Annotated in this window: 26 protein-coding genes, 1 tRNA gene and 1 pseudogene; 13 read left to right on the top strand and 15 right to left on the bottom strand. The window is 64.7% G+C overall.

Translation table 11 applies throughout. The annotated features are described in order from the left end of the window. From AOP74_RS12260 to AOP74_RS11235, 5 genes and pseudogenes are all read left to right on the top strand, one after another. Nucleotides 1–1,084: pseudogene (locus AOP74_RS12260) on the top strand (hypothetical protein); the annotation flags it as partial. Then, the gene (gene rsfS, locus AOP74_RS11250) at nt 1,085–1,438 is read left to right on the top strand and encodes a ribosome silencing factor (RefSeq protein WP_061962446.1); all 354 of its coding nucleotides are present in this window, start codon (nt 1,085–1,087) and stop codon (nt 1,436–1,438) included. It begins immediately after the preceding pseudogene. Nucleotides 1,439–1,471: 33 nt separating this feature from the next. After that, complete coding sequence (locus AOP74_RS11245; protein WP_061962445.1) at nt 1,472–2,092, top strand: histidine phosphatase family protein; 621 nt, start codon at nt 1,472–1,474, stop codon at nt 2,090–2,092. Next, nucleotides 2,089–2,688: a histidine phosphatase family protein gene (locus tag AOP74_RS11240; RefSeq protein ID WP_061962444.1), complete on the top strand. Its 600-nt coding sequence runs from the start codon at nt 2,089–2,091 to the stop codon at nt 2,686–2,688. The genes AOP74_RS11245 and AOP74_RS11240 overlap by 4 nt, the downstream gene beginning before the upstream one ends. Before the next feature lie 72 nt (nt 2,689–2,760). Next, nucleotides 2,761–2,833, top strand: a tRNA-Ala gene (locus AOP74_RS11235). Between the two features lie 100 nt (nt 2,834–2,933). On the opposite strand, the gene AOP74_RS11230 is transcribed toward AOP74_RS11235, so the two are convergent. From AOP74_RS11230 to AOP74_RS11220, 3 genes are read right to left on the bottom strand one after another with little or no spacing between them, the layout of a single operon-like run. After that, nucleotides 2,934–3,602 (bottom strand): DNA alkylation repair protein, encoded by a 669-nt coding sequence (locus tag AOP74_RS11230; protein ID WP_061962443.1) that lies wholly within the window; start codon nt 3,600–3,602, stop codon nt 2,934–2,936. 29 nt (nt 3,603–3,631) lie between these two features. Next, nucleotides 3,632–4,069, bottom strand: a complete 438-nt coding sequence (locus AOP74_RS11225) for a hypothetical protein (RefSeq protein WP_061962442.1) — start codon at nt 4,067–4,069, stop codon at nt 3,632–3,634. Continuing rightward, nucleotides 4,066–4,560: a glutathione peroxidase gene (locus AOP74_RS11220; RefSeq protein WP_061962622.1), complete on the bottom strand. Its 495-nt coding sequence runs from the start codon at nt 4,558–4,560 to the stop codon at nt 4,066–4,068. The genes AOP74_RS11225 and AOP74_RS11220 overlap by 4 nt, the downstream gene beginning before the upstream one ends. A gap of 125 nt (nt 4,561–4,685) precedes the next feature. Here AOP74_RS11220 and AOP74_RS11215 point away from each other — a divergent pair, with 125 nt between their 5' ends. Further along, a complete protein-coding gene (locus AOP74_RS11215; protein ID WP_061962441.1) occupies nt 4,686–5,465 on the top strand; it encodes an SGNH/GDSL hydrolase family protein in 780 nt (259 codons plus the stop codon). Next, nucleotides 5,452–5,934 (top strand): NUDIX hydrolase, encoded by a 483-nt coding sequence (locus tag AOP74_RS11210; protein ID WP_061962440.1) that lies wholly within the window; start codon nt 5,452–5,454, stop codon nt 5,932–5,934. The genes AOP74_RS11215 and AOP74_RS11210 overlap by 14 nt, the downstream gene beginning before the upstream one ends. Nucleotides 5,935–5,975: 41 nt before the next feature. Here AOP74_RS11210 and AOP74_RS11205 read toward each other — a convergent pair whose 3' ends face one another. Beyond that, nucleotides 5,976–7,448, bottom strand: coding sequence for a DHA2 family efflux MFS transporter permease subunit (locus tag AOP74_RS11205; RefSeq protein WP_061962439.1), 1,473 nt, complete (start codon nt 7,446–7,448; stop codon nt 5,976–5,978). Nucleotides 7,449–7,613: 165 nt separating this feature from the next. Continuing rightward, nucleotides 7,614–8,450, bottom strand: a complete 837-nt coding sequence (locus tag AOP74_RS11200; protein ID WP_061962438.1) for an HAD family hydrolase — start codon at nt 8,448–8,450, stop codon at nt 7,614–7,616. Between the two features lie 40 nt (nt 8,451–8,490). Here AOP74_RS11200 and AOP74_RS11195 point away from each other — a divergent pair, with 40 nt between their 5' ends. After that, nucleotides 8,491–9,120 (top strand): NADPH-dependent F420 reductase, encoded by a 630-nt coding sequence (locus tag AOP74_RS11195; protein ID WP_201774330.1) that lies wholly within the window; start codon nt 8,491–8,493, stop codon nt 9,118–9,120. On the opposite strand, the gene AOP74_RS11190 is transcribed toward AOP74_RS11195, so the two are convergent. The 6 genes from AOP74_RS11190 to AOP74_RS11165 all read right to left on the bottom strand — a co-directional run bounded on the left by AOP74_RS11190 (nt 9,117) and on the right by AOP74_RS11165 (nt 15,601). Continuing rightward, the gene (locus tag AOP74_RS11190; protein ID WP_061962436.1) at nt 9,117–9,416 is read right to left on the bottom strand and encodes a GNAT family N-acetyltransferase; all 300 of its coding nucleotides are present in this window, start codon (nt 9,414–9,416) and stop codon (nt 9,117–9,119) included. The genes AOP74_RS11195 and AOP74_RS11190 overlap by 4 nt on opposite strands. A gap of 128 nt (nt 9,417–9,544) precedes the next feature. Next, on the bottom strand, nt 9,545–10,243 hold the full coding sequence (locus AOP74_RS11185; RefSeq protein WP_061962435.1) for a CE1759 family FMN reductase: 699 nt from the start codon (nt 10,241–10,243) through the stop codon (nt 9,545–9,547). Beyond that, nucleotides 10,240–10,704: a MarR family winged helix-turn-helix transcriptional regulator gene (locus AOP74_RS11180; protein ID WP_061962434.1), complete on the bottom strand. Its 465-nt coding sequence runs from the start codon at nt 10,702–10,704 to the stop codon at nt 10,240–10,242. The genes AOP74_RS11185 and AOP74_RS11180 overlap by 4 nt, the downstream gene beginning before the upstream one ends. A gap of 8 nt (nt 10,705–10,712) precedes the next feature. Then, nucleotides 10,713–11,897 carry a CE1758 family FMN-dependent luciferase-like monooxygenase gene (locus AOP74_RS11175; RefSeq protein WP_061962433.1) on the bottom strand — a complete coding sequence of 395 codons (1,185 nt, stop codon included), beginning with the start codon at nt 11,895–11,897 and terminating at the stop codon, nt 10,713–10,715. 208 nt (nt 11,898–12,105) lie between these two features. After that, nucleotides 12,106–13,350: an MFS transporter gene (locus tag AOP74_RS11170; protein WP_061962432.1), complete on the bottom strand. Its 1,245-nt coding sequence runs from the start codon at nt 13,348–13,350 to the stop codon at nt 12,106–12,108. Nucleotides 13,351–13,357: 7 nt separating this feature from the next. Beyond that, complete coding sequence (locus tag AOP74_RS11165) at nt 13,358–15,601, bottom strand: glycoside hydrolase family 3 N-terminal domain-containing protein (RefSeq protein ID WP_061962431.1); 2,244 nt, start codon at nt 15,599–15,601, stop codon at nt 13,358–13,360. A gap of 74 nt (nt 15,602–15,675) precedes the next feature. Here AOP74_RS11165 and AOP74_RS11160 point away from each other — a divergent pair, with 74 nt between their 5' ends. Further along, nucleotides 15,676–16,311 (top strand): TetR/AcrR family transcriptional regulator, encoded by a 636-nt coding sequence (locus AOP74_RS11160; protein WP_061962430.1) that lies wholly within the window; start codon nt 15,676–15,678, stop codon nt 16,309–16,311. Nucleotides 16,312–16,324: 13 nt separating this feature from the next. On the opposite strand, the gene AOP74_RS11155 is transcribed toward AOP74_RS11160, so the two are convergent. Then, the gene (locus AOP74_RS11155; protein ID WP_082096294.1) at nt 16,325–18,247 is read right to left on the bottom strand and encodes a M3 family metallopeptidase; all 1,923 of its coding nucleotides are present in this window, start codon (nt 18,245–18,247) and stop codon (nt 16,325–16,327) included. Between the two features lie 169 nt (nt 18,248–18,416). Here AOP74_RS11155 and AOP74_RS11150 point away from each other — a divergent pair, with 169 nt between their 5' ends. Beyond that, on the top strand, nt 18,417–18,995 hold the full coding sequence (locus tag AOP74_RS11150) for a hypothetical protein (RefSeq protein ID WP_061962428.1): 579 nt from the start codon (nt 18,417–18,419) through the stop codon (nt 18,993–18,995). A 98-nt stretch (nt 18,996–19,093) separates the two neighbouring features. On the opposite strand, the gene AOP74_RS11145 is transcribed toward AOP74_RS11150, so the two are convergent. Genes AOP74_RS11145 through AOP74_RS11135 form a run of 3 tightly spaced genes read right to left on the bottom strand, consistent with a single transcriptional unit; the run spans nt 19,094 to nt 22,205 of the window. Further along, complete coding sequence (locus tag AOP74_RS11145; RefSeq protein ID WP_061962427.1) at nt 19,094–19,924, bottom strand: SGNH/GDSL hydrolase family protein; 831 nt, start codon at nt 19,922–19,924, stop codon at nt 19,094–19,096. Next, complete coding sequence (locus AOP74_RS11140; RefSeq protein WP_061962426.1) at nt 19,921–21,063, bottom strand: glycosyltransferase; 1,143 nt, start codon at nt 21,061–21,063, stop codon at nt 19,921–19,923. The genes AOP74_RS11145 and AOP74_RS11140 overlap by 4 nt, the downstream gene beginning before the upstream one ends. Further along, complete coding sequence (locus tag AOP74_RS11135; RefSeq protein ID WP_061962425.1) at nt 21,060–22,205, bottom strand: glycosyltransferase family 4 protein; 1,146 nt, start codon at nt 22,203–22,205, stop codon at nt 21,060–21,062. The genes AOP74_RS11140 and AOP74_RS11135 overlap by 4 nt, the downstream gene beginning before the upstream one ends. Before the next feature lie 116 nt (nt 22,206–22,321). On the opposite strand from AOP74_RS11135, the gene AOP74_RS11130 reads away from it, so the two are divergent. From AOP74_RS11130 to hemC, 3 genes are read left to right on the top strand one after another with little or no spacing between them, the layout of a single operon-like run. After that, the gene (locus AOP74_RS11130; RefSeq protein ID WP_061962424.1) at nt 22,322–22,963 is read left to right on the top strand and encodes a copper resistance CopC family protein; all 642 of its coding nucleotides are present in this window, start codon (nt 22,322–22,324) and stop codon (nt 22,961–22,963) included. Further along, on the top strand, nt 22,960–24,201 hold the full coding sequence (locus AOP74_RS11125) for an MFS transporter (RefSeq protein WP_061962423.1): 1,242 nt from the start codon (nt 22,960–22,962) through the stop codon (nt 24,199–24,201). The genes AOP74_RS11130 and AOP74_RS11125 overlap by 4 nt, the downstream gene beginning before the upstream one ends. Next, nucleotides 24,198–25,115 (top strand): hydroxymethylbilane synthase, encoded by a 918-nt coding sequence (gene hemC / locus AOP74_RS11120; protein ID WP_061962422.1) that lies wholly within the window; start codon nt 24,198–24,200, stop codon nt 25,113–25,115. Before AOP74_RS11125 ends, hemC begins: the two co-directional genes overlap by 4 nt.

Here is a 25,115-nt window from a genome sequence, read left to right as displayed (position 1 = left end):
GCCAGAGCCAGAGCCAGAGCCAGAGCCAGAGCCAGAGCCAGAGCCAGAGCCAGAGCCAGAGCCAGAGCCAGAGCCAGAGCCAGAGCCAGAGCCAGAGCCAGAGCCAGAGCCAGAGCCGCAGCCGCAGCCGCCTCTCGGAATGCCCCCCGGCATGACTCCGGAGATGTTCGCGATGTTGTTCCCGCCGGGTTCGGCCCAGCGCCGACTCATGGAGGACCAAGCGGCCTCCGCAGCAGCAGCCAACGCCTCGTCGCCGGCAGCACCGACCACCGCATCGACTCCTGAGCCTTCCGAGCCCGCCACTGACACGACCGCGAGCGACGAGCCCCAGCCGGACAGCGACTTTGTCGCTGACGAGACGGCGCATACAGCTGAATTGGCGCAGTCGGTGAGCGAACCTGAGCCGGCGGCGACCGAGACTCCACGGCCGTGGGGGTACGAAGACCCGTCCGGTGAACCGGAGCGGCCGGTGGACCTCTGGGCTGGAGTCCACGCGGCGCAGCACGGACCACAACTCGACCCCAACAACACTGCGGAGCCGGCACAGCCATCGCACGAGCCGTGGGGGCCTGACCAGGAGGATCGCGGCGCGGCTGAGCAGTCCTCGACGATGCAGCCAGGAGTGCCATCCTTCGAAGCGCTGCTTGATCCGTCCGCGAGCGAACCCAGCCCGTCCACAGGGTCCATGCCGGCATTCGCGCCTGTATCTGCGTCGAGCGCTGAAGTTGTGAATGCCGACAGCGCGTCGAATGTTTCGCCCGCGTCCCCGTGGGACAGCCACCCGCTGATGACGGCCGAAGTGCCGCGTGTGACGGGTGAGGTCGATGCCCACGTCGACGAGGACGACCTTGAGTCCGAGCCGCTTCCGCGCCCTGACCTCAGCAGCGTTAGGACGTCGACCTATGCGCCGACTCCTGACGTTGAGCCGGTGCCGACCGGAAACTTCTCCGTGGAACCGCGTGAGAAGCCAGAACTTCACCCCGCTGGTGGCGCCCGTCACTTTGGTTGGGCACAGCTCGCGGTGCTTGGCGCCGTGGCGTTTGCTCTTGGCGTGATCGTGTGGAATGTGATGAAAGGTAGTTGATTGAGCGCGACTGAACGAGCGGTGGAGTTAACCCGCGAGGCGGCCCGTGCCGCCGACGACAAAAAGGCCACCAACATCGTCGCCCTCGACGTCACGGGAACTATGCCGTTGACGGACGTCTTCGTCATTGCGTCTGCGTCCAACGAGCGCCAGGTGATCGCGATTGCTGACGGAGTTGAAGAAGCACTTCACGGCGTCGGCGCGAAGGCCATCGGTCGCGAGGGCCACCGTGAAGGCCGCTGGGTGCTGCTGAACTTCAACGACATCGTGGTCCACGTGATGCATGACGAGGAGCGCGCCTACTACGACATCGAGCGCCTATACAAGGACTGCCCGGTCGTCGAGGTCGCCTGACCCTACACACCTGCCGCTGGGAGGAGGTCATACGTGCAGGTTTACCTGGTGCGACATGGGCAAACCGAGTGGAACGTGCAGGGCCTCCTGCAGGGCGCGAGCGATATTGCGCTGACCGACGAAGGTCGGCGCCAAGCCGATAGCGCGGCACACGCGCTCGCTCAGAGAATCGGTGACGAGCCAACGATCATCAGCTCGCCGCTGACCCGCGCCCAACACACGGCGCACGCGCTTGGCGACCTGATCGGCGCCGAGGTGCACGTGGATGACCGGTTGCGCGAACGCGCGTACGGGGTCTGGGAAGGCATCACCCCGGAGGAACGCGCTAGCCAGTGGCCCGAGCAACTCGCCACGTGGCACGCTCACGGCAACCCGGATATCCCGGGATTCGAGGTGCATGACTTGGTGCGAGCACGCATGGTGGAGTGCCTGGAGGAGTGGGCCGATGCCGTGGAGCCCGGGCGGACATTGGTTGCCTTCTCGCACGGCAGTAGCGCACGCGTAGGGCTCCAGGGCTTGCTGCACCTGCCGCTCGAACACCGCACGCTCGGGAACCTGGGAAACACCGCGTGGAGCAGGTTGTCCCGGCGCGATCGTGGTGACTGGACCCTCGAACGCCACAACGTGACGGCCGACTTGGTGGTGCCGTCGTGACGACACTGATTCTGTGGCGACACTCCCGGACCGGTTACAACAGCGAGGGACGGCTCCAAGGCTCACTCGACATTGCGCTGGGGGAGAGTGGCCGAGACCAGGCCCGGGCGGCGGCCAAGCAGATTATCCGCCTCCATGGCGAGCATCTGCGAGTCGTGAGTTCGCCGCTGCAACGAGCCAAAGCATCGGCCGGGGAACTCGCCAACCTGATTGATGAACCCGTGACCGTGGACCCCGCCTTTACCCAGCGTTCCTATGGCGTGTGGGAAGGCCTAACCTCCGCAGAGGTCGCGGCGCAGTGGCCCGAGGAGTGGGAGGCCAAGCAGCGTGGTCAGGATCCCGAGATCGACGGGTGGGGGATGGCGGCCGACGTCGGTGCACGCGTCGGCGACGGGCTACGTGCTTTCAGCGGATCGGACACCCCGGTCGTGATCGTGAGTCATGGCTCGGCTATTCAGCTGGGCATACTCAACTTGCTCGGCCAGTTGCCGCATTCGCGCCTCCTGGGCCACGTACCGCACGCCGCCTGGTCGGTCGTGACGGAGTCGACCTCCGGGGCGTGGCACCTGGAGCACTACGGGCTCGGGGCGCCGTAGCGGATTTGGGTTTAGGTCCGAATCTGGGCTACTATTGCACTCGCCCTTCGGGGCACCTGGTCGCAAGATCACGGGGCTGTGGCGCAGCTGGTAGCGCACCTGCATGGCATGCAGGGGGTCAGGGGTTCGAGTCCCCTCAGCTCCACGATGTGTTGAGACAGCATCAAGAAAGCCGCCCTTCGGGGCGGCTTTCGCTGTTTCTGGGACGGTCAGTGATGAGGGGCGCCGGGCCGATGCTCACTCGGTTAGGACTGCCGGCTCACCATCTCATTGATCCAGATAGGGGCATACGGTGACGTGCAGTTCGGGGGAGTGGGGTAGTCCTTGAGGACCTCCAGGTTCTCGCCGATCGTCAGTGCACGCTTGCGGCGGTCCTCGTGCTCGATGCCGATGTAGGCCAGCGCGTTATTCATCTCCCACTGTAAGTCCGCAGGGGCGTCCTTCATTTGGGTTTCGATCTGGTCGAGCAAGGCGGTGAGGTCGAGCCCTTCGCTGTTGCGCTTGCGGAGGCGAAGAGCCGTGAGTGCCCACCCGGCCGCCTGCACGTGAGTGTCAGCGTCGTGAAACCACAGGACTCGGAGCGCTTCCATGTGTGCGCTCTTGGCCACGACGTAGCCCAGGAGCCAATCGCGAACCTTGGGTCGCTGCGCATCGCGGAGCATCGAATCCAAGTCGCCCTCCGTGAACTGCTTGGGGCGACAAATGAGGAGCGCCACGAGCCGTGCCTCGGTGTCGCCGGTGTGCCATAACTCGAGGGCGAGATCCTGATCTGTCTTGATGCGCTTGGCGATCGCACGGAGTTTGGTCAGATTGACCGCGTGGTCATCTCCATGGCGCTCGTTGACAGCCAGGATCTTAGGGTCGTGAAGCGCAGCGAGTTCGTCGAGAACTTCCGGCACAGTGGCATCGCTCATAGTGCCAAACTACGCGCCTTCGCCCGGCGTTACGACTGGGCCGGCTCTCCCGCCGCGCCCAGGAGTCGCTCTAGCCTGTCGGCCTCATCTGGCGGCACCACGAAGTCGTGCCGCATCCCTTTGGTGTCACGCAGCGTAATCGCGACACCGTCGCCGACATCCTTGCGGTTCATCATGCGTGCGACGGGGCGCTTGCGGTCGTAGCCCCACAGCCAGAAGATCCACGCAGCCGGACCGAGCAGCGCCACGCCCCAGATGATCGACGCCAGGATCGTGTTGTGGAGGTTGTCTGTTGTCGCGACCTCGCGGTACGTGTTGATGAAGAACAAGATCACGAGTAGGACGGGAACCCAGGTCGCCCACGGTCGGCGTGACCGGAAGACGGTCACCGAGTCGTCATCCGCGGCGAGCTCCCAGTCGCGCTCGCGCAGGTCCTTCTTCTGCATCTCGACGTTGCGTTTGCTCATTCGGCGGCCTTGTCCGACAGCGCAGCGTCAATATCGGCAGCAATCTGCTCGGGCTCGGTGTTGGAGCCATAGCGTGCGATCACGTGGCCGTCGCGGCCCACAAGGAACTTGGTGAAGTTCCACTTGATGGCAGAGCCGAGCGTTCCGCCAGCCTCCGACTTGAGCCAGATGTACAGCGGATGCGCATGCTTGCCGTTGACGTCAATCTTGCCGAACATCGGAAACGTGACGCCGTAGGTGGTGTCGCAGAACTCCACAATCTCGTCGGACTGGCCAGGTTCCTGGTGGCCAAACTGATTGCACGGAAACCCCAGCACGGCGAATCCACTGTCCGAGTAACGCTTGTGCAGGTCTTCGAGTCCGCCGTATTGCGGGGTAAACCCACACTTGGAGGCGGTGTTGACGACGAGCACGACCTCACCGGCGAAGTCGGACAGTGCGCGTTCCGAGCCATCGAGCGTTGTGGCGGTGAAATCGGTCAACGTAGGCATGAAACCATCGTCGCACAAGCGGAGATTGCCACCAGACCCACAATCGCTCCCACAACACCGCGCGCAGGTGACTCCTGACCAGAGGTGACTACAGCATCGGCCCTGTTCGGGGTTAGCATCAACGAATGCGTATTGCTTCCATTGGAGACAGTTTCACCGAGGGCGTGGGGGATGAACTCCCTGATGGATCGGTGCGTGGCTGGGCCGACCTTGTGGCCGCAGGCCTGGGTGCGGGCCTCGACGAGCCGGTCGACTACGTCAACGTCGCAATCCGCGGCAAGCTGATCGACCCCATCGTTCACGATCAGCTGGAAGCAGTACTCGCACTGGATCCCAAGCCCACGTTGATCACGTTTAACGGTGGCGGCAACGACATGATGCGTCCTGGCTTCAACTTGGAACGCATCATGGGCTTGGTGGAGCGCACTATTCGGCGCTGCGACCAGGAGGGCGTCGAACTCCTCATGCTTTCAGGAGCGGACCCCACGGACCGCCTGCCGCGCGGCTCGATGATGAGCAAACGCGGCGACATATACCTCGACGCGACGGACGAGCTCCTCAACCGCAGGCCGCAGCAGCGCTTCGTCGACAACTGGAGCGACGAGGAACTGCGGCGGGCCCCCTATTGGTCTCCCGATCGCCTGCACCTCAATGCGCTTGGTCACTCACGAGTGGCGGCGCGCGTCTTGACGGAACTGGGCGTGCGGACGCCGTTGCCGACGGCAGCCGACGACGACATCGCGAAGTCGGGACCCATGGTGGAGGCCAAGTACTACTCCACTCACGTCCTGCCGTGGCTCGGGCGCCGGATTCTGCGCAAGTCGTCCGGAGATGGTCGGACCGCGAAGTTCCCCACCTGGACCCGGATGCCCGCGGGGGATGAGCCTGCTCATGGCGACGCCTGACTTCATCCTGTCGTTGCGCGAGACCATCGGCAACGCGATGCTGTGGTTTCCCGGCGTAACCGCCGTCGTCCTACGCGAGGGCGCTGACACCACTGCGGAGGTCCTGTTGGTCAAGCGCGCGGACACCGGCGCCTGGACACCTGTGACGGGCATCATCGATCCTGGCGAGGAGCCTGCGATCGCCGGTGCGCGCGAGGTGCTCGAGGAGGCCGATGTGGTCGCCGAGGCGGTGCAGATGGTGCGTGTCCGAGCACTGCCTGAGACGGTCTACGACAACGGCGATCGCGCCCAATACCTCGATCTCACGTTCCGCTTCCGCTACATCAGCGGAGACCCACACCCTGCCGACGGAGAGAACCTCGAAGCAAGGTGGTTCCCCGTCGACGCGATGCCTCAGATGTCGGAGGACATGCAGTCCCGTGTGGGCGCCGCATTGCGGGCCGATGCCGGGGTTGACTTTGTGAGTTAGCACTGGCGTCGGCGTCACGTGGGTGAGGCGAACGCGCTCTGTTAATGCGCGATGGCGGGCGCCTCGGCGTCCGAGTCCTGTGAGACTGGACGTTCGATGAGCGTCGCGAGTCCGATGCCGACGGTCGCCAGGATCGCGCCCACCATGAAGGCGGTTTGGATCCCGCTGGCCTGAGCGGACACGTCCGAGGCGCCTTCTGCTTGCTGAGTGTGAGTCACGGCGGTCATGGTGGCAACGAACAGCGCGGTTCCGGCTGCTGCCGCGACCTGCTGAATGGTCGAAATGATTGCCGCGCCATGGGCGTACAGTTTGCGCGGAAGCGCACCGAGTGAAGCGGTGAACAGCGGAGTGAACACGAATGCCAACCCCACGCTCATCGTCATGTGTACGGCGAGAACGGACCACCAGGGCGACCCATCGCCCAAGAACAGCGAAGCGCTCCACAGAGCCGTGGCCACCAAGATCGTGCCGGGAATGAGCAGTGCGCGCGGGCCAATCTTGTCGTAAGCGCGGCCCACGGGGGTTGCGAGCAGGCCCATCGTGAGGCCTCCGGGCAGCAGGAGCAGTCCGGTGTTGAGAACGCTCAGCCCCAGCACGCCTTGCGTGTACAGCGGGATCAGGATGATGGTGCCGAACAGCGAGACCATGCAAACCACGAACATGGCCGACGACACCGCGAAGGTGCGCGACTTGAAGGTGCGTAGATCCAGAAGTGCTCGGTCCCCACGCTGGAGAATGGTCTGACGCCACACAAACAACGCGATGACAGCCACGCCCAGTACTGCGTAGCCCACGGCCTTCAACACGTCGCCCTCGGCAGATTCGCCAATGAGGCTCAATCCGTACACCAGGGTGCCGAAACCGATCGCGGACAGGATGACCGACAGCACATCGAGTGGCGTCTTCTTGGGCTCGTTAGTGCTTCGCATGGCCACGATGCCAAAGATCAGCACCGTGATTGCGACCGGGAGCACCGCGACGTAGAGGAATCGCCACGACGCGAACGCCAACACGATGCCGGAGATCGTGGGGCCAATCGCGGGTGCCACAGAGATGACCATGCCGATGGTGCCCATGCGGCGCCCACGTTCGCGCTCTGGTACGAGCGAGATGACGGTGGTCATGAGCAGGGGCAACATGACGGCGGTGCCGCACGCCTGGACAATGCGCGCGGCGAGGAGGACCTCGAAGCCAGGCGCGACCGCGGCGAGGGCAGTGCCCGCTACAAAGACGGACATCGCGATGATGTACAGCGGCCTGGTGGGGAAGCGCTGCAACAAGAAGCCGGTGATGGGGATCACGATGGCCATTGTCAGGAGAAAGGCGGTCGTCAGCCACTGCGCGTCGATGGCCGTGATGTTGAGATCGGCCATGAGGTGCGGGATCGCGACGCCCATGATCGTCTCGTTAAGGATGACCGTGAACGCAGAGATGATGAGGACACGGATTACGAGGTTGTCGCGCGCTGTCGTGGTCTCGGTGGACACAGCGGTGCGCTCGGCAGAATTCGACATAGCTGGGGTGCAGCCTTTCTGGCCGGTGCGTGGGTGGGCGGTGGCCTCACGGACTGCGCGCAACGGCGGGGAACGGGAGCCATTGTCGCACTGAAGGCGGTCTCGCCGTAACCCCCCTGTGCCACGAGTGGTGAGGCTTCGCCGCGAGGCGAGGAGTGGGCCGCGCTAGATGAGGCCCAGTGTCGTGAATGCTGACACAAGGCCGTGCGTGCTGGGCGGCCCGGCCACAAGATCGGCCATCGCCATCAGGTCGGGCAAGGCTCCCTCAACCACGATTGCAGTGCCGGCGCTGGCGAGCATCTCGCGATCGTTGGGGCCATCGCCCGCGGCAACCGAAGCATCGGCCGGTAGCCCCAGGCCCTCCAGCGCGGCCTGCATCCCGACCGCCTTGGTGATGTGCGCCAAGTGGATCTCGCCCGTGCGCTCGCCCAGCGCTTCGTTCGACCCCGCTACGGCCGAAACTTCGGGTCCAATCTCGTCGAGCACCTGACGCATTGGCGCTCCGGAGTCAAAGACGAACACCTTGGAATAGGACTTGTCTGCGCGCGCGTGAGTGATCTCGAGCGCCTTGCGGAAGATTGCGAAGGCGTCGCGGCGTTCCGGCGGGACCTCCGGGCCGGGCGTCTTGGAATCCAACAGCAGGTCGACCTCGGGGCCGGCATACATCGCCTCAGGGCTCTCGAGCGCGTAGACAGCGCCGTGGTGGTCGAGGACCTCGACTGTCCTGCGTGCGATGTCGGCCGGGAATCGCACGTCGACCAAGACATCGTCGCCGAGTTCTACTCGCGCGCCCGCCCCACTCACGATTCCGTCAAAGCCGGCCGCGAGGAGGTGAGGGGAGATTGCGCTGACTGGCCGGCCAGTGCACAGCAGCACGGCGTGACCGTTGGCACGGACCGCACGCACGGCGTCCTCGTGCGCCTTGGGGACGACGCCGTGGTCGGCATACGTGCCATCGACGTCAAGGAAGATGGCGCGCGAATGCGCAGGGGAGAAGGGCATGGCGAAAGCCTATCTGCGCTCAGCGCATACAGTGGCGGGCGTGACTTCCATCATTGACTCGCTCGGAATCCTGGGCGCGGGGCGCATCGGCAAGGCCATTGCTGCGCTCGCACGCGAAGCCGGAATTGAGGTAGTGATCGCGGGGTCCGCAGGACCCGTGGAGCCGGTTCTGAGGGCCGATGCCGTGGTGCTGGCAACGCCTCTGCGCCAATATCGCAACCTTCCGGACTTGGGCGGCGTGCTGGTCATCGACGCAATGAACTATTGGTGGGAGCTTGACGGCAAGATCGCTGAGTTTGAAGACCCGATGACGACGTCGTCAGAGATCGTGGCAGGGGCTCTTCCGGGAGCCCGGGTCGTGAAGTCGCTCAACCACCTGAGCGGCTACGCGCTTGAGGAGCTGGCCCGGCCGGCGGGGGACCCGGAGCGGCTGGGGATGGCAGTGGCCGGGGATGACGACGCCGACGTTGCGGCCGTCACCGGCCTGGTGGACGCGCTGGGGTTCGCGCCTGTGGTCGCGGGAGAACTGTCGCACGGCGTGAAGTTTGAGCCGCTCACCGAGGCGTTCGGGGCCGATGCTGACGAGGAGGACTTAACCGAGATGCTCGACCGGTTCTGGACCTCTCAACGGGGTCGAGTTGTCGCGCGAGCGCGAGGTGGGCAGAACTAGCGCTGAGGCCAGCGAACCTCGACCTCGCACGACTCGCACCGGTGGAGGTACCTCGCGAGGTATGGGCAAACCGGCACCACGACGGCGTCGCGATATGCCAGGTCCTTGAGTGCGCCAGCGGCGAGCTCGCGAGCGATGCCGGTGCCGCGGAACTCTTCGGGAACCTCGGTGTGGACAAGCACAGTCGCGTCGCCTTCCAGCCGGAAGTCGATGTAACCGAGCACGTCTCGGTCGGCTCGGTACTCGTACCGAGCGGCATCGTCATTGCGCACTGTCGTGGCCTGTTGCTCGCTCACGTTTCTCCTCACCTCGACGGGGGCTGTTGTTGACCCTAACGCCCGATCTTGGCGGGTTGTGCCCGTCGCAATCGCATTGTGACCTGCCGGGGTGTGAATCTCATCACTTCGTCACTTGTCTGTCATGATTACTCGGCTTTTTCTTGCGACTTCGGGCGGGAGAGGGTGCCGCCCGTGGCGAGCTTCATCAGGTCAGAATCAAAGTCCACACTTGCCTCCGCATTCGCGGCCGAGCCGAACTCGTGGCTGTAGTGATGCCACGTGTCGCCACGCACAGCGTCTGCGAACCCGGCTGCCATGAGGGCCGTGAGTTCGCGAGCGGCTCTGTCGATCCGCGAGCCGAGGCCCTCGCTGTTCATGTCCTCGGGTGCGGCGAACAGGCTCGTGGGGACGGGAAGCGCGCGCATGTAGGCGAACAGCGAGCGCATCTCGGTGTCGGCGACCAGAGAGTGGCGGGACGTCCCTGCCGTGGCCGCGAGCACCATGGGCTTGCCGATGAGGAGGTCGTCCTCGAGAACCTGAAAGAAGCCGGTGAACGCGGCGGAAGCTGCCGCCTTGTAGACGGGTGTGGCCGCGATGATGCCGTCCGCGCGCGTGAGTGCCTCGATGGCTCGGGTGAAGGCCGGTCCCATAAAGCGGCTGGACAATGCCTGCGGGAGCTCGGGGAGCAGTTCGCGGACTTCGATCACTTCTACCGCGATGTCATGACCGCCCTCGCGTCCACGCGACGTCACGCGCTGTGCGATGCGGTCGGCGAGCATGCGTGTTGACGAGGGGTTAGACGCCCCCGCGGAGACGACGACGAGGCGGGTGGGGTCGGCGTTCATGACTCCTTCTTTGCGTGTGAGATAAGTGTCCGGTTGATGCGTTCAAGAGTTGCGAGGTCGTCGTCGCTCAAAGCGGCTGTCATGGTCGCTGCGACCGCTGCTCCATGCTTGCGGCCGACTGAGCGCTGGAGAGCGACTCCGTCAGGAGTGAGTGAAAGGTGGGAGGCCCGAGCATCGCCCGGATCGGCGCACCGACTAACCAAGCCTCTGGAGACAAGCCGGTCCACCATGCGTGACAGGGCTGGCTGACTGAGCAGGACGTTGTCACTCAGGGCCGTCAGGCGCATCGGCCCGTCTGCCTTAGAAAGCGTGTACAGCACGTCATATTCGCGCTGACTCAGGCTCTCCCAGACGTCCTGGGCGGCGAAGCGGCGCATCAGGACGGCGTGGGCCGTCATCGACGATTCCCATGCGTGATTGGCGGCAACAGTCTTGTTGCGGCGCAGCGGTGCGGTGGTCATGTCACGCCTCACATCGACGGGTAGATCGCTTGGGTGCCCTCGGAGTCCTGGTACGGCGAGGCTCCGGTGACGTTGTCGCCACGGTTGGCGTTGGGGCGCGGCTGGCGCGGCTCGGCGTCGCCGTACTTGGCGTGCACCATGCTCGCGTGCGTGGGGGCGTTGGGGACGCCCGGTGCGCGTCGCGATTCAGTCTCCTTGCGGAGCACGGGGACCACTTCGTTGCCGAGGAACTCGAGCTGCTCGAGGACCATCTCGACGGGAAGGCCTGCGTGATCGACCAGGAACAATTGACGCTGGTAGTCGCCGACGTACTCGCGGAACTCGAGTGTCTTGTCGATCACCTCTTGGACCGATCCGACCGCCAGCGGAGTCTGGGAGGAGAAGTCGTCCAGCGACGGGCCGTGCCCGTAAACAGGTGCCTCATTGAAGTACGGGCGGAACTTGTCCCGCGCCTCTTGACTGGTCTTGCCGATGAAGGTCTGGCCGCCAAGTCCCACAATTGCCTCCGCCTGGTTGCCGTGTCCGTAGTGCTCGAACCGCTGGCGGTAGAACTGCACCATGCGCTGCGTGTGCTCTTTGGGCCAGAAGATGTGGTTGGCGAAGAAGCCGTTGCCGTAGTACGCGGCCTGCTCGGCAATCTCAGGGGTGCGAATAGAGCCGTGCCAGACGAAGGGCGGGACGTCGTCCAGCGGTCGCGGTGTGGACGTGAAGCCTTGGAGCGGGCCGCGGTAGTTGCCGGTCCAATCCACGACGTCCTCACGCCACAGGCGGTGCAGCAGGTTGTAGTTCTCGAGCGCGAGCGGCAGGCCTTGGCGAATGTCCTGACCGAACCACGGGTACACGGGGCCCGTGTTTCCGCGGCCCAGCATCAGGTCCATACGGCCACCTGAGAGGTGCTGCAGCATCGCGTACTCCTCCGCGATCCGCACCGGGTCATTCGTGGTGATGAGCGTCGTCGAGGTTGTGACGGTGAGGTGCTCCGTTTGGGCGGCGATATGCGCCAAGAGCGTGGTCGGTGACGACGAGAAAAACGGTGGATTGTGGTGCTCGCCAATGGCGAAGACGTCGAGGCCCACTTCCTCAGCCTTCAGTGCGATGCGTGCGACGTTCTTGATGCGCTCGGCCTCTGAGGGCGTGTAGTCATTGACTGGATCGCGGGTGATGTCCGAGACGGACATGATGCCGAACTGCATGGCTTCCTCCTGGGGTTGGCTGTTCGGATGTGTGGTCCGAACCCGCATTAATTATATGCGTTTGCATGTAATAACGCGAAGTGCCGGAATTCATTCCCTGGTCAGCGGCGGTGGCGTCGTTGTGGCACACCGGAAGCGTCGGAGGATCCGGTCCGCGATGTTGGGTGCGTGGAGCGACAGGCCGCCGACGTGTGTACGGCGGGCTGTGTCAGGCGTCGGACTTGGAGGTGTCCTTGCGTGGCTCGAGGACGCCGGACAGCACCACCACGAGCGCGCCAAAGATGGGCACCAGCATGAGTCCGACCCGAAGGCTCGTCGCATCCGCGATCGCGCCCACAAGCGGCGGCGAGAACAGGAACGCCAATCGCAGGAGCCACGAAAGGATCGTCAGGCCAGTACCGGCACGCAGGCCCGGCAGCTCATCGGCGGCGTGCATTGCACCAGGAATCAATGTCGCTACGCCAAAGCCAGCGATACCGAAGCCGATGATTGTGCCCCACGTGGTCGGGAACGCCAGGGCCGCTCCCATGCCGAGCGCGACCATCGAGCCGCCCCAGCGGGCGACGGTGCGCTGGCCCCAGCGGTCGACCATCCCGTCGCCCAGGAGCCGTCCAATGAACTGGCACCCCTGCATCGCGACGAATGCCAATGCTGCAATGCCGGCTGCGGCGCCCAGCTCATCCTGCATGTAGCTCGCGGACCACGTGGAGGCGGCATCCTCGGTCCAGCCGCCACTGATAGCGATGACCGTGAGCGCAAGAAGGAGTCCCCAGGTCTTGATCGGAACAGCACGCAGGGGAGTGTGCTGAGCGGAGCCGTCGTGGGGAACGGCTGCCTCATCAGCTCCTTCGTCGGCGGCGCTGCGCGGCTCTGGCCCGGGCAACATCCACTGGTAGACCACCGCGTTGATCGCGATGACGAGAACGGCCTGGGCGGAGAACTGGGCCGCCACACTGACGCCAAGGCTCGCGCACGCCGCACCGAGCAGCCCGCCGGTGACGGCGCCCGCACTCCACAGCGCGTGGAAGGAATTGAAGATCGAAGATCCGTAGCGCCGCTGGACTCGCAGGCCGTGAGCGTTCTGTGCGACGTCGACAATCGCGTCCGTGGCGCCCACGATGAACAAGGCCGCGCCAAAGAGCCACACGTTCCCGGCAATGCCAGCCCCAAGCATGGCGAGCACGCTCGCCACCATGCCGATGGTCGCAACCCTCGATGAGCGGAAGTGCCGGATCAGTGGCGCAGCCGCAAGTCCCAGCAGGAGTGCACCGATGGGCCACAGTGCCATCGCGACGCCCAGCTCGCTATAGGAAAGGCCAAGCCCGGCGCGAATCTCGGGGATGCGTGGAGCGAAGCCGCCGAGCACGATGCCGTTTGTGAAGAAGATCAGCGATACGGCCAGGCGGGCGCGACGCAAGGGCGGCGCGACAGTGCGCCGGGGCGTAGGGGGCATGTGCCTACTATCCGCCAATCGTGAAAGGAGCCTCGAGGAGAGAACCAAGCTTGGACGATGGTCCCACGAGAAGAGTGAACTCTCCGGGCTCGACGACGCGGTCACCAGCGGCGGTGACGATGGAACAAGCCGATGCTGGCACCTCAAGCGCGACGGTGGCGCTTTCGCCCGGCTCCAGCGCCACGTGCGTAAAGGCCTTGAGTTCGCGGTCCGCCCAAGTCGCCGAGGTCACATTGTCCCGGACATAGCCCTGCACGGTCTCGAGGACGGGGCGCTCGCCAGTGTTCGTCACGGTCACGGTCGCCCTGACAACCTCGGTTGCGGTCAACGCGCTCGCGGCCACGGTGAGGTCGCTGTACTCGACCGACGAGTACGACAACCCCTCACCAAAGACCCACTGGGGTTCCTGGGTGAGGTCCGCATACTGATACCCGTGCTGAGCGGCGATCTGGTTATAGAACGTGGGCTGCTGGCCCACGTGGCGCGGCCACGACAGCGGCAGGCGGCCGCTGGGCTCGATCGCGCCAAAGATCAACTCCGCGATCGCCCGACCGCCAGCCATGCCAGGGTTCGCTGCCCAGATCACTGCGGCTGCTTGATCGACACATGCCGGGAGTACGTGCGGCTTCGAGGCCAGCACGACCACGATCACGGGCGTGCCGGTGCCCATCAGTGCCTCGAGAAGCGCCTGTTGCCCACCAAGGAGTTCCAAGGTTGCGGTCGAGCGTCCCTCGCCCACAAGTTCGATGCGGTCGCCCACCACGGCAACCACGGCATCGGCCCCCTGCGCGGCCTCTACGGCCTCGGCAATCTGCTCGGGGTTGGGGTCGACGGGGAACGCGATGTGCGGACGCGGCTGACCATCGGAGAAGAAGTCTCCCTTCGGATCCGGGCCCGTCGTGATGATCTCGGCCCCACGGGTATGGTGCACCTGCGAGCCCTCGGGCGCGATGGAACGCAGACCGTCCAGCACAGTCGTGATCATCTCGCGCGGCTGGCCCTGGCGTAGCCAGTCAGCTTGTCCGGAGGACCCGGCCCAGTCGCCCAGTTGAGTCTGCGCGTCGTCGGCGTTGGGGCCCACGACGGCAATCGTGGCTGGACGGTCAGTCGCCAGCGGCAGCAGGCCGTCGTTTTCGAGCAAGACAAGTGAGCGGCGGGAGGCCTCGAGGCCGAGGTCGCGGTGTGCGGTGCAAGCAATGACCTCACGCTGGCGGTCTTCGTCTGGCAGGCGAGGGTTCTCGAATAGGCCCAGATCGAACTTCAGCGTCAGGATCCTCGACACCGCCTGATCGATGCGCTCTTCGCTCAGGAGTCCCTGCCGGACGGCTTCCTGAGCGCCTTCGAAGAACTGCGGAGTCGTCATGATCATGTCGTTGCCCGCGTTGACTGCGGCGGCCGATGCTGTGACGTAGTCGGGGTAGAGGCGCTGCTCGCGTACAAGGTTGCCGACGTTGTCCCAGTCGGTGATGAGCGTGCCGCGGTAGTCCCATTCGTCGCGTAGAACGTCGTTCAACAGCCAGTCGTTGACCGTGATGGGAACCCCGTCGGTGGCCTGGTAGCCGAGCATGAAGGTCGCGGACCCGGCACGTGCCACTCGCTCAAAGGCGGGCAGGTACCAGGAGCGGAGCTTGCGGCGAGAGATGTCGGCCTCTGACGCGTCGCGCCCGCCTTGGGTCTCGGAGTAGCCAGCGAAGTGCTTGGAGGTGGCGAGGACGGCGTCTGGGTCCGCCAGGCCGTCGCCTTGATAGCCCTCGACCATTGCGGCGCCCAGTTCTCCGAGCAGGTACGGGTCCTCGCCGAAGGTCTCGGAGACTCGGCCCCATCGCAAGTCCCGCGCAATGCACAGGACGGGGGAGAAGGTCCAGTGCACGCCAGTGGCGGCAACCTCGACCGCCGTGGCGCGGGCCACACGCTCCAGCAGGTCGGGGTCAAAGGATGCGGCCAGTCCCAGTTGGGTGGGGTAGATCTCCGCGCCTTCCCAGAACGAATGTCCGTGAATGCAGTCTTCTCCCACCAGCAGTGGGATGCCAAGGCGCGTGTCCTTCACGACGGCGCCGGCTTCAATGATGCGCTCGGGGGAGGTGTGCAGGATGGACCCGACGTGGACATCCTCGATGAGGCCTCGCACGCCGTGCTGCGCGCTCAGCTGCATCATCTGTCCGACCTTCTCGGGAAGCGTCATACGCGCCACAAGATCGGCGACGCGTTCTGACGTCGGGAGAGTGGGATTAAGGTAGGCGACGGTGCTCACGCGAATCCTTTCGATAGTGGTCGATAACCGCGACGCTAGCACGTTCCTGACCGTATGGTAGATTCTGTCGCGTGATGAACAAATTGACCGAGAGTCAGACTGTGGAAACTGAAGACGGCACCTACGCGCGCGGTCGCGCCACCAAGACCCACATCCTCGAGGTGGCAATGAAGACGTTCTCCGAGAACGGCTATCGCGGGTCCTCGCTGCGAGACCTCGCCAGCCGCGCGGGCATGTCTCACCCAGGTCTCCTTTATCACTACCCCACCAAGGAAGCGCTGCTCATGGCCGTGCTTCAGCAGCGTGACGCTGAGGACTCCGAGCACTATCCCGTCGTCGGCAGCGACGGCGTCGATGCCTTCCGAAACCTGGTGCGCGTCGCCCGCGTGAACGAGCAGCGCCCCGGCGTCGTTGAGCTCTTCGCGGTCGTCTCGGCTGAGGCCACCGCCTCCGACCACCCCGCGCATGACTTCTTTGTTGAGCGCTACGCCAACCTCGTGGAGATCCTGTCCCAGGCCTACCGCGTTGCGGCCAAGGCTGGGCACGTCCGCGAGGGCGTTGACCCCGTGGGCGCCGCCCAGCAGGCCATCGCGGTGTTGGACGGGCTCCAGGTGCAGTGGCTTCTTGGCGTGCGCCAGATCCCCATGCACGAGGTTGTGCGCCAGCAGTTCGAGGCTCACCTCACGGTGCCGCTGACGGTCGAGGACTAGCAGCCCGCAGCCACTACTTCGACAGCGACGCGAGCCACGCTTGGTATGCGTCGGCGGAGAAGGGCCTGCCCAGGAAGTTCTCGATGAGATCCGCAGCCGGCATCGCGCCACCGGGAGCAAGAACTGCGTCTCGGTAGCGCAGTGCAGGGTCTGACGCCATGAGATCGTCCTCGTCGAACCCCGTGAAAAGGTCTTTCGCGATCGCCAGCGACCACTGGTACGTGTAGTAGCAGGCCGAATACGTCGTGAGGTGCCCGAACGAGCGGTATTGGTGGGTTCCTTCGAGTGGCTCGCGTACATCGAATTCGGCTTCGATAGCGGCCGATGCTGCGGCGAGGTCGTCCGGAAGGTCCCGGTGGAGGCGGTAGGACAGTTGGGCGTAGGTCAACTGGCGGCAGGTCAGGAGGCCGCCGCCGAGGTCGCGGCTGGCGCGGATCGACTCGACCAGCTCGGCCGGAATCTCCTCTCCGTCGTCATTGACGCAGAAGTGTCGCAGCACGTCGTGCGAGAACGCCCATTCCTCAAGAAGCTGAGAGGGTGCCTCGACAAAGTCCCATTCGCCACGCACGCTCAAGCCAGCAAGGCGCGCGTACTCACCGCTGCCGGACAGGATCCCGTGCATGAGGTGGCCGAACTCGTGCAGGAAGGTCTCGAGGTCGTCAAAGGTCATCTTGCCGCGCGGGAAGTTGCACACCAACGCGTTCTCGGGCAGGTAGCGGTCGGCAATGCCTCCCACGACCCCAAAGCAGGCCATGTGTCCGTACTTTCCCGCCCGCGAGTGCATGTCGAGGTGGATCCGGCCGATGCGGTTGTCGCCTGAGGCGACGTCGTACACCTCGACATCTTCATGCCAGCGTGGGGCGTCGGCGACCGCGGTGAAGTTGATGTCGAACAGGTCCGAGGCGAGGTTCAAGATTCCGTCGCGCACGCGGCAGTAGTCAATGAACTCGCGCAGGTGACGAGCGTCAACGCCGTACTTCTCGGACTTCAGGAGTTCGAGATAGTAGCGGGAGTCGGAAACCTTGACTGCGTCGGCGTCGGGGTGGTCTTGGCGCAGGCGCTCGAGGATCATGGCAGCATCTGCTTGGCCCGCGGGCTTGGCTGCCTTGGCGACATCGTCAAGGAAGGACTCGATGCCGTCGCCGTCACTCATCATCATGGGCGCGGTGGCATAGTCGGCCCAGCCCTTGAATCCCAGCAGGCGGGCTTTCTCATCGCGCAGCCGCAGCAGGCGGGCGAGAACTTCGTCATTGGCCGGTGCCCGGTCGTAGTCAGCACGCATCAGCGCCTCGCGGACGTCCCGGTCGCCGCACAGATCGAGCACGGGGATCATGTCGGGATAGTCCGTCGTGATCGTCACCAGGCCCTCGTCGTTGGGTGCGTGTGACTCGATGAAGTCGGCGGGCATGTCTCCCAGCGAGCTCAGCGGCACTTGAATCGAGGCGACGTCGTCGCGGATGTTGTCGGAGAACTCTGTGGACGTCACGGTGATCTGATCCGACAGTTCCGCGACGCGTGCGCGCTCGTCATCGTCTAGGTGCGCGCCCTCCAGTTCGAAGTCGCGGAGCACCAGGTCACGCAGGTACTGAGTCTGCGTGTCGGATGCTTCGAGACCGTCTTTGACGGCGCTGTAAAGAGCGGGGTCGCCATCACGCTGTGATCGGAACGCGGCGACCTCTTGAAGTTTGTTTGCTGCCAGGGTCCGCACGTCGGATTCAGGGTGCACTTCAGCTAGCGTCTCCATCAATGTCGCCGCTTGCTCGATAAGAATGTCTGCGTCGTTCCAAGCCCCGCGGATATCCGTCGCGGATCGAGTGCGCACCCGGTCGAGTATTTCTTCAGCGCTTTTGATGCAGGAATCTACATAAGTGTTGCAGTATTCGCGCCACTGCGAACTGTCGTGACGTGGGAGCGAGAGCGGATTCATACCAGTCATGGCTTTGATCGTACGCGGACAAACGTCCTACGCGAGGCGCGCGAACATCGTGTGACATTGTGACCACAACCAGCAGTGTCGCACGTCACACAGCGAGCATCAGCGGTAGCGTGATGACGAGGCGACAACGCGATTGTGGCCTCGGTCACCACCATCAAAGGAGACACACATGACTACGTCAGAGAATTCAGAGGGCCAAATGACCGGCCCCGTCGGCTCCAAAGCCGGATGGGTAATGCTGAGCATTACCCGCATCACCATCGGTTTCTACTTCCTGTGGGCATTCTTGGACAAGATGTTCGGACTTGGCTTCTCCACCTGCCGTATGGAAGACGGCAGCATCGAGGTCATGTGCGAGCGGGCTTGGGCAAATGGCGCTCGCATCACCGAGGGCTACCTCGGCTCGTCCTCCGGCCCCTTTGCCGACTTCTTCGCAAACCTCGGCACCCAGGCATGGACTGACTGGCCATTCATGCTGGGCCTGCTGGGCATCGGCCTGGCGCTCATGCTCGGTATTGGTACGCGCGTCGGCATGTGGTCGGCCATCGCGATGCTCGCCATGATGTGGATCTCGCACTCCTGGCCCAACCAGGGCGGCAACACCACCAACCCCTTCGTCGACGACCACATCGTCATGATCGTCGCTATCGCCGCCGCAGTCCTGCTCGAGGTTCGCTACCAGGCCATTGGCTTCGGCGAGAAGTGGAAGCGCATTGACGTTGTTCAGAAGCAGCGCTGGCTGATCTGACACACTCTTACAACGCCAAGGGCGCCGACAGCGGAAACTGTCGGCGCCCTTTGTGCGTTCGGTGGGGATCAGTTCCGATGTGTGCGGAGCTGACGTGCTTAGGAAGAGTGGCCAGCACCCGCAGTAGCGGAATCGTTGGTGAGCGCGGGGGCGCGCTCAGGCTCCGGCAACGTCTGTGATGCGCCGCGACGCGCGACGACCCACTCGGCTGCGACGACCGCGACGAGTGCGGGCAGCAGGTCCTTGCTCCGCTTAAGTGCCCACGGCGTGCCGTGCCGCATGAGCCACCAAGCCTGAGCGGAGCGAGTCGGGGGAGTGGGCGCAGCTGGAACCAGCGCAACGGGCGACCAGGTGTCGTGAAGCATGCGGATTGCTTCCGTTGCCAATGCGCGGTGGCCGATGGGCGACGGATGAATGCGGTCAACATGCCATCCTGCTTTTCCGGTCCGCGCCATCACAGTCGCTCCGTCCAAGATGGTGATGCCGCTGGCCGCTGCGGCTGCACCGAGCGCCTCGTTGACCAATCCCGCGCGATGCGCCATCACCGTTGAGATCCCGCGGGGCAGAACATCGAACAGCCCAATGCGGTCGATCTGAGCGACGACGATGGTGCGGTGCGGAGCTGCAAGAGTGCGCAAGGCGCTCTCGCTGCACTCGCGGACCTCGTCGGCATCAAAGTCACCGCGCAGAGCGTCGTTTCCTCCGATGGAGCACAGCACCACGTCTGGATCCCACTGTGCGACCCGGGCCGCTTGCGCGGGCAGATCCCGCGATCGTGCTCCATTGAACGCCGTGCACAGGAACTCAGTAGCACCCCACGCGTGGGCGGCGTGGCTTGCCCACCCCACGGACCCCCAGTCTTGCTTCAAACCATCGCCCACGCCGAGCGTGATCGAATCGCCGATCGCGGCAACCCGGGGCGCGGTCATGATGCTTTCTCCGTCGTTGCGCGTGCCCTGATCTGCGCGTGGACCTCCTCCATGGCATCGACCGACCGTGACCACGGCCATTGCTCTGCGCGTGCTCGCGCTCGCTCGCGTCTGACCCGCGCGTCCCGCGCGAGGACGGAGCTGACCGCAGCGGCGAAGTCGCCAGGGGTTCCGCGGGCCGCGAGCCCCGCGTCACCCACCACTTCGGGCAAGGCTGACGCTCGATTCACGACCACCGGGGTTCCAGAGGCGAGAGCCTCCAGGGCTGCCAAACCAAAGGTCTCGATCGGACCTGGGGCAACCACAGCATCGGCCGTAGCCAAGAGCGTGGCGAACCGGGCAGGGTCCCGAATGAAACCGAGGAAGTCGACCGGTAGGCCTCGTGCTGCGGCGCGCATCCGACGTTCCTGAGGGCCAGCTCCTGCGACGACCAGTCTCACCTGGCGGCCTGATGCGTGAAGGTGACGGACGGCATCGATCGCCAAGTCGGGACGCTTTTCCGTGGATAGTCGAGACGCCATGACAAGGAGTACTTCATTGGATCCGGCGTAGCTGCTGCGCGCGTCCGGATCTGCGCGCAAGGGGTTGAAGCGGTCAAGGTCGACGCCGAGTGGGACGTGAACGGTCGACAGTCCCAACCGCGCGAACTCGCCTGCCGCATAGGACGTGGTGCACACGACCGTTGTGAACTGGCTGTGCGTCGTGATCGTGTGGTTGTCGACCGCGCGCCGCGCCCACTCGGAGGACGCTATGCGGGGAGCGTGAGCACGCAGAACCCCGTCTGCACGCTCGTGGGCAAAGAACACTGTCGGAATGCCGCGCGCGGCCGCCCATGCTCCGGTGCTCCGCAACGTTGTGCGGTCGGAAACCTCGAGCACGTCAGGCCTAAAGCGCGTGAGCACGCGGCGCACGGCGTCGGTGCGGGTGATGAGTCGGTAGCCGCCCGTTCCAGGTACAGCAGCAGAGCGGAGCGTGACGTGGGTTCCGTGTGATGTGCGTTCCAGTCCGTCGCGCGCACCCGGAACGATCGTGAGCACATCGTGGCCGCGCTCCACGTAGCCGCTTCCCAGTGCATTCATAGCCGTGCGAAGGCCACCCGAGCGAGGTCCGTAGAAGTTGGCGATGTGGGCGATTCTCATCGTGATGCTCCCGTCGTGATCAGCGGGTCCTTGGTGCCAATGACGTCTTCGTAGTGGCCGACGAGTTCTGCGCAGACTGTGTCCCAGGTACGTCCCTGCACGGCGACGCGTGCGTGGGCGCTGGCCCGGTCGCGCCACTCATGGTCACGGACCGCACGCAATGTAGCAGCGGCGAAGGCATCGCGATCGCGCGGCCTGAAGAGCAGCCCGGTGACACCCTCGTCGACGAGGTCGACCGGTCCTCCTCGCCGCGGCGCAACGACCGGTACTCCACTGGCGTGCGCTTCCTGGATGGTTTGGCAAAAGGTCTCCAACTCGCCGCAGTGAACAAAGAGATCGAAAGTCGCCATGGCGCGAGCGAGGTCTTCGCCATCGAGAAATCCGGTGAATGTGGCGTTCGGGAGTTCGCGTTCCAGCTCGCCGCGCGCGGGACCGGTGCCCACGATGACGACCTTGACTCCGGGCATGTGCGCCAATGCGGTCAAATCCTCGACGCGCTTCTCTGCGGCGAGACGGCCCACGTATCCGACCACGACCTCGCCATTGGGTGCCCACTGGCGGTGTAGTGCAGCGTCGCGCTTCATGGGGTGGAAGCGGGTGGTGTCCACGCCCCGGCCCCATCGTTGGATGCGAGGCACTCCAATGTTCTCGAGCTGAGCGTGGGCATGCGTGGACGGCACCAGCGTGCGATCGGCACGCTCGTGGATATCGCGCACCCGCCGCCACCCAAACTCCTCGCCCCACCGCGCGTGATAGCGGGCGGCGTATGAGGGCACCTCAGTTTGGTAGACCGCGACGGACGGCAGACCCAGGCCCGAAGCCGCTTTCACGGCGGACCAGCCGAGCATGAATGGCGAAGCCAGGTGCACGACATCCGGGTTGTAGTCAGCCAGAATCTTCGCCACCTTGCGCGTGCCCGCCGTGCACACCCGCACTTGCGGATATCCCGGCCACCCGAGCGCGGGGAGCCGTTCTATCTGGGCCACGCGGTAGTTGTCGGGGCCTTGCGGTCCCCGGCCCTGCGGCGTGAGCACCATGGCTTCGTGCCCGTGGTCCGAGAGGTGGTCAATAACCCGCAGCAACGAATGGGTGACACCGTTCGTGTGCGGTAGGAAGGACTCGGCTATCAGCGCGACTCTCACACCTCCATGGTTGCCCCGCGTTGTGTCCATTTGATGGCATCTGGGGCGAAGGTGTGGTGAACCTTCGATGACGTACGCGTGACGAGACTCGCGGGCGGAATGTGACAATAGGTGGCATGCCAGCCGTCATCTCTGCGCCCGCGCGCGCTCTCGTTGCCTTGGTCGCCGCTGCGGCCCTCACCGTTGGACTCGGAACCGTCGTGTCCGCACACACCGAACTGCGGAGTTCCGACCCCGCCGCTGACTCCACGGTCGACGTTCTCGAGACCGTTACCTTGGACTTCTCTTCCGACATCCTCGACATTGGCTCCGAGTTGGCGCTGGTCGATGCTGAAGGCGACACGCACGAGCTTGAGCCGACATACCCGTCGTCAACGGCAGTGAGCGCAGACGTGAACGTTGACCTGCCTGCAGGTGACACGGTTCTGCAGTTCCGCATTGTCGCTGAGGACGGTCACCCGATCGAGGGTGAGATTCCATTCACTTTCGCTCCGGCTGACGGCGAATCGGGTGAGGCCGATGCTGTCGTGACGAGCGAGTCCATCTCACCTGAGGTGTCGGCGAGCCCCGAGGCCTCCGCTTCGCCGATGGCTGACGAGGGTCTGATCGCTACGGCACCGACTGCGTCACCATCTCCCGGCGAGGCTCCGGCCGACGACTCCGAGGGCGCATCACACCCCTGGATCTGGATCGTCGTATCCGTGGCCGTGATGGGAACCGCCGCAGCCGCCCTCATCGCACAGTCGCGCCGGAAGTGACCGACCTTCCCTCCACCATCCCCGCCGGGCAACCCCGGTGGAGACTTCCGCGTACCGCCCTGCAGCCGCGCGCCCGCTTTGTCCTGGCCGCATTTGCGCTCATGGGGTTCGCCATCGGCTTGAGCCAGAACGCCGCACCCGCGGTTGTTCAGGACCAGATTCGGGACCTGGGCACCACGGTCGACGTGCTCGGCTACTCGATCATGTCCTACTCGCTGGGCGTCGTGGTTGGTGCCCCACTGATTTTGGTGGGCCTCGGCCGCGTGGGCCGGCGGCCGCTCATGGTCTGGCTCACCGTCGCGTTCGCGGCCATGTCCGTAGCAACGGTGTTTGCACCGACCGCCGAGGCGCTGATCGCGATCCGCTTCGTGGCAGGGCTCCCGCACGGCGCCTTGTTCGGGATTGCATCGTTTGTCGCGATGACGGTGCTGGGCCGGGAACGCCGCGGGCAAGGTGTGGCCATCATCATGCTGGGACTCACCTTCTCGCTGATCGTGGGCGTGCCCGCCATGCAGTGGCTATCGAACGCCGCTGACTGGCGCGTGGCCTATGGAGTTGTGGCGCTCCTGACCATCGTCGCCGCTGTTGCTGTGTGGGCATTCACCCCTGATGTTCCTGGGAACAAGGAAACGTCCACAAAGAAAGAACTGCGCTCAATGCGCTCGGTGCCCTTGTGGACTGCGCTCATCGCGATCACCGTGGGGTTCAGCGGACTAGGCGCGGTTTTCTCGTACATCGTTCCATTGCTCGAGGTTGGCAACGGAATGTCGTCCACCGCAGTGACATGGGTCCTGGTGATGTGGGGCGTGGCGATGTCCGTTGGAGCGTACGTGGGTGGGCGCCTGACGGACCGTTCTCACTTGGGCGCCGGACGCCTTGGGCTGGTGTTGATCTCGATCTCGCTATTCGGTATCGGCATTGGTGGGTCGACGCCCTTCGTGACTGTTCCGATGTTGTTCCTGTTAGGTATGTCTTCACAGATTTATTCGCAGTCCGCTCAGGTACACCTCATGGACACCCTTCACGGTTCGCCGTCGTTGGGGTCGGCACTGTCGCATGCGGCCCTCAACGCAGCCTCGGCACTAGGCGCCGGCATTGGTGCCTTGATCATCGGAGCGGGACTGAGCTACCAAACCCCGGCCTGGGCGGCGCTCATCTTTACGTCGATTGCCTTCGTGATCGCGCTCGTAGGCCCCGGATACCGGAGGGTGCGCACTGTGAAAGAGTTGGACACATGAAGCTACGTTTGGGCACCCGCGCGTCGGTACTCGCCCGCACCCAGTCAGGGATGGTGGCCGACTCGATCACTGAGGCCGCCGCGCGCCGCGGGGTCGAACTTGAGGTCGAACTTGTGATGATCCGCACCGAGGGCGACGTCAACCGGCAGTCGCTTGTGGGCATCAGCCAGACCGGCGTCTTCGTCAATGCACTTCGAGACGCACTCATGGCGGGTGTCTGCGATGTCATTGTTCACTCCCTCAAGGACATCCCGACTGCCGCGCACGCAGACTTGGAACTGGCGGCCATTCCCGCCCGCGAGGATGTGCGCGACGCGCTGTGCACGCGCGGCGAGTCGCTCGCCGACCTCCCTCAGGGGGCACGTGTGGGCACTGGTTCCCCGCGCCGGGCGGCCCAGATTAAGGCGCTGCGCCCCGACCTGAATGTTGAAGGGCTGCGCGGCAACATCGACACGCGACTGGGCAAACTCGATGACGGTCTCGACGCCGTGGTGCTGGCCGCTGCCGGCCTGAGCCGCATCGGCCGTAGCGAAGCCGCGACGCAACTCCTTGAGCCGACGGAAATGCTTCCGGCCCCCGGGCAGGGTGCGCTGGCCGTCGAAATCATGCCCGATGCCGACCCCACCTGGGCCGATGCCGTGCGCGACTTGGACGACATCGCCACCCGGCAAGCGGTGACAGCGGAACGCGCGCTGCTCGGCGTGCTGGACGCCGGATGCGCCGCACCGGTGGGTGCTTATGCCACCGTGAAGGGTGGGACGCTCACCTTGCGATCGCGCGTGATCAACGGGTCGGGAACGCTGGCACTAAACGAGACTTCGACCGGTCCTGCAAGCGAGGCAAACTCGCTGGGACGCCGTACTGGATTCACTTTGCTCGGCCGTGGCGCCGCGCGACTCATGGGAGGCAGTTGA

Origin of the sequence: Demequina flava, assembly GCF_000975035.1 — a bacterium.
GTDB lineage: Bacteria > Actinomycetota > Actinomycetes > Actinomycetales > Demequinaceae > Demequina > Demequina flava.
The sequence above is the reverse complement of the archived record's forward strand: the minus strand, read 5'-3'. Positions and strand labels throughout refer to the sequence as shown.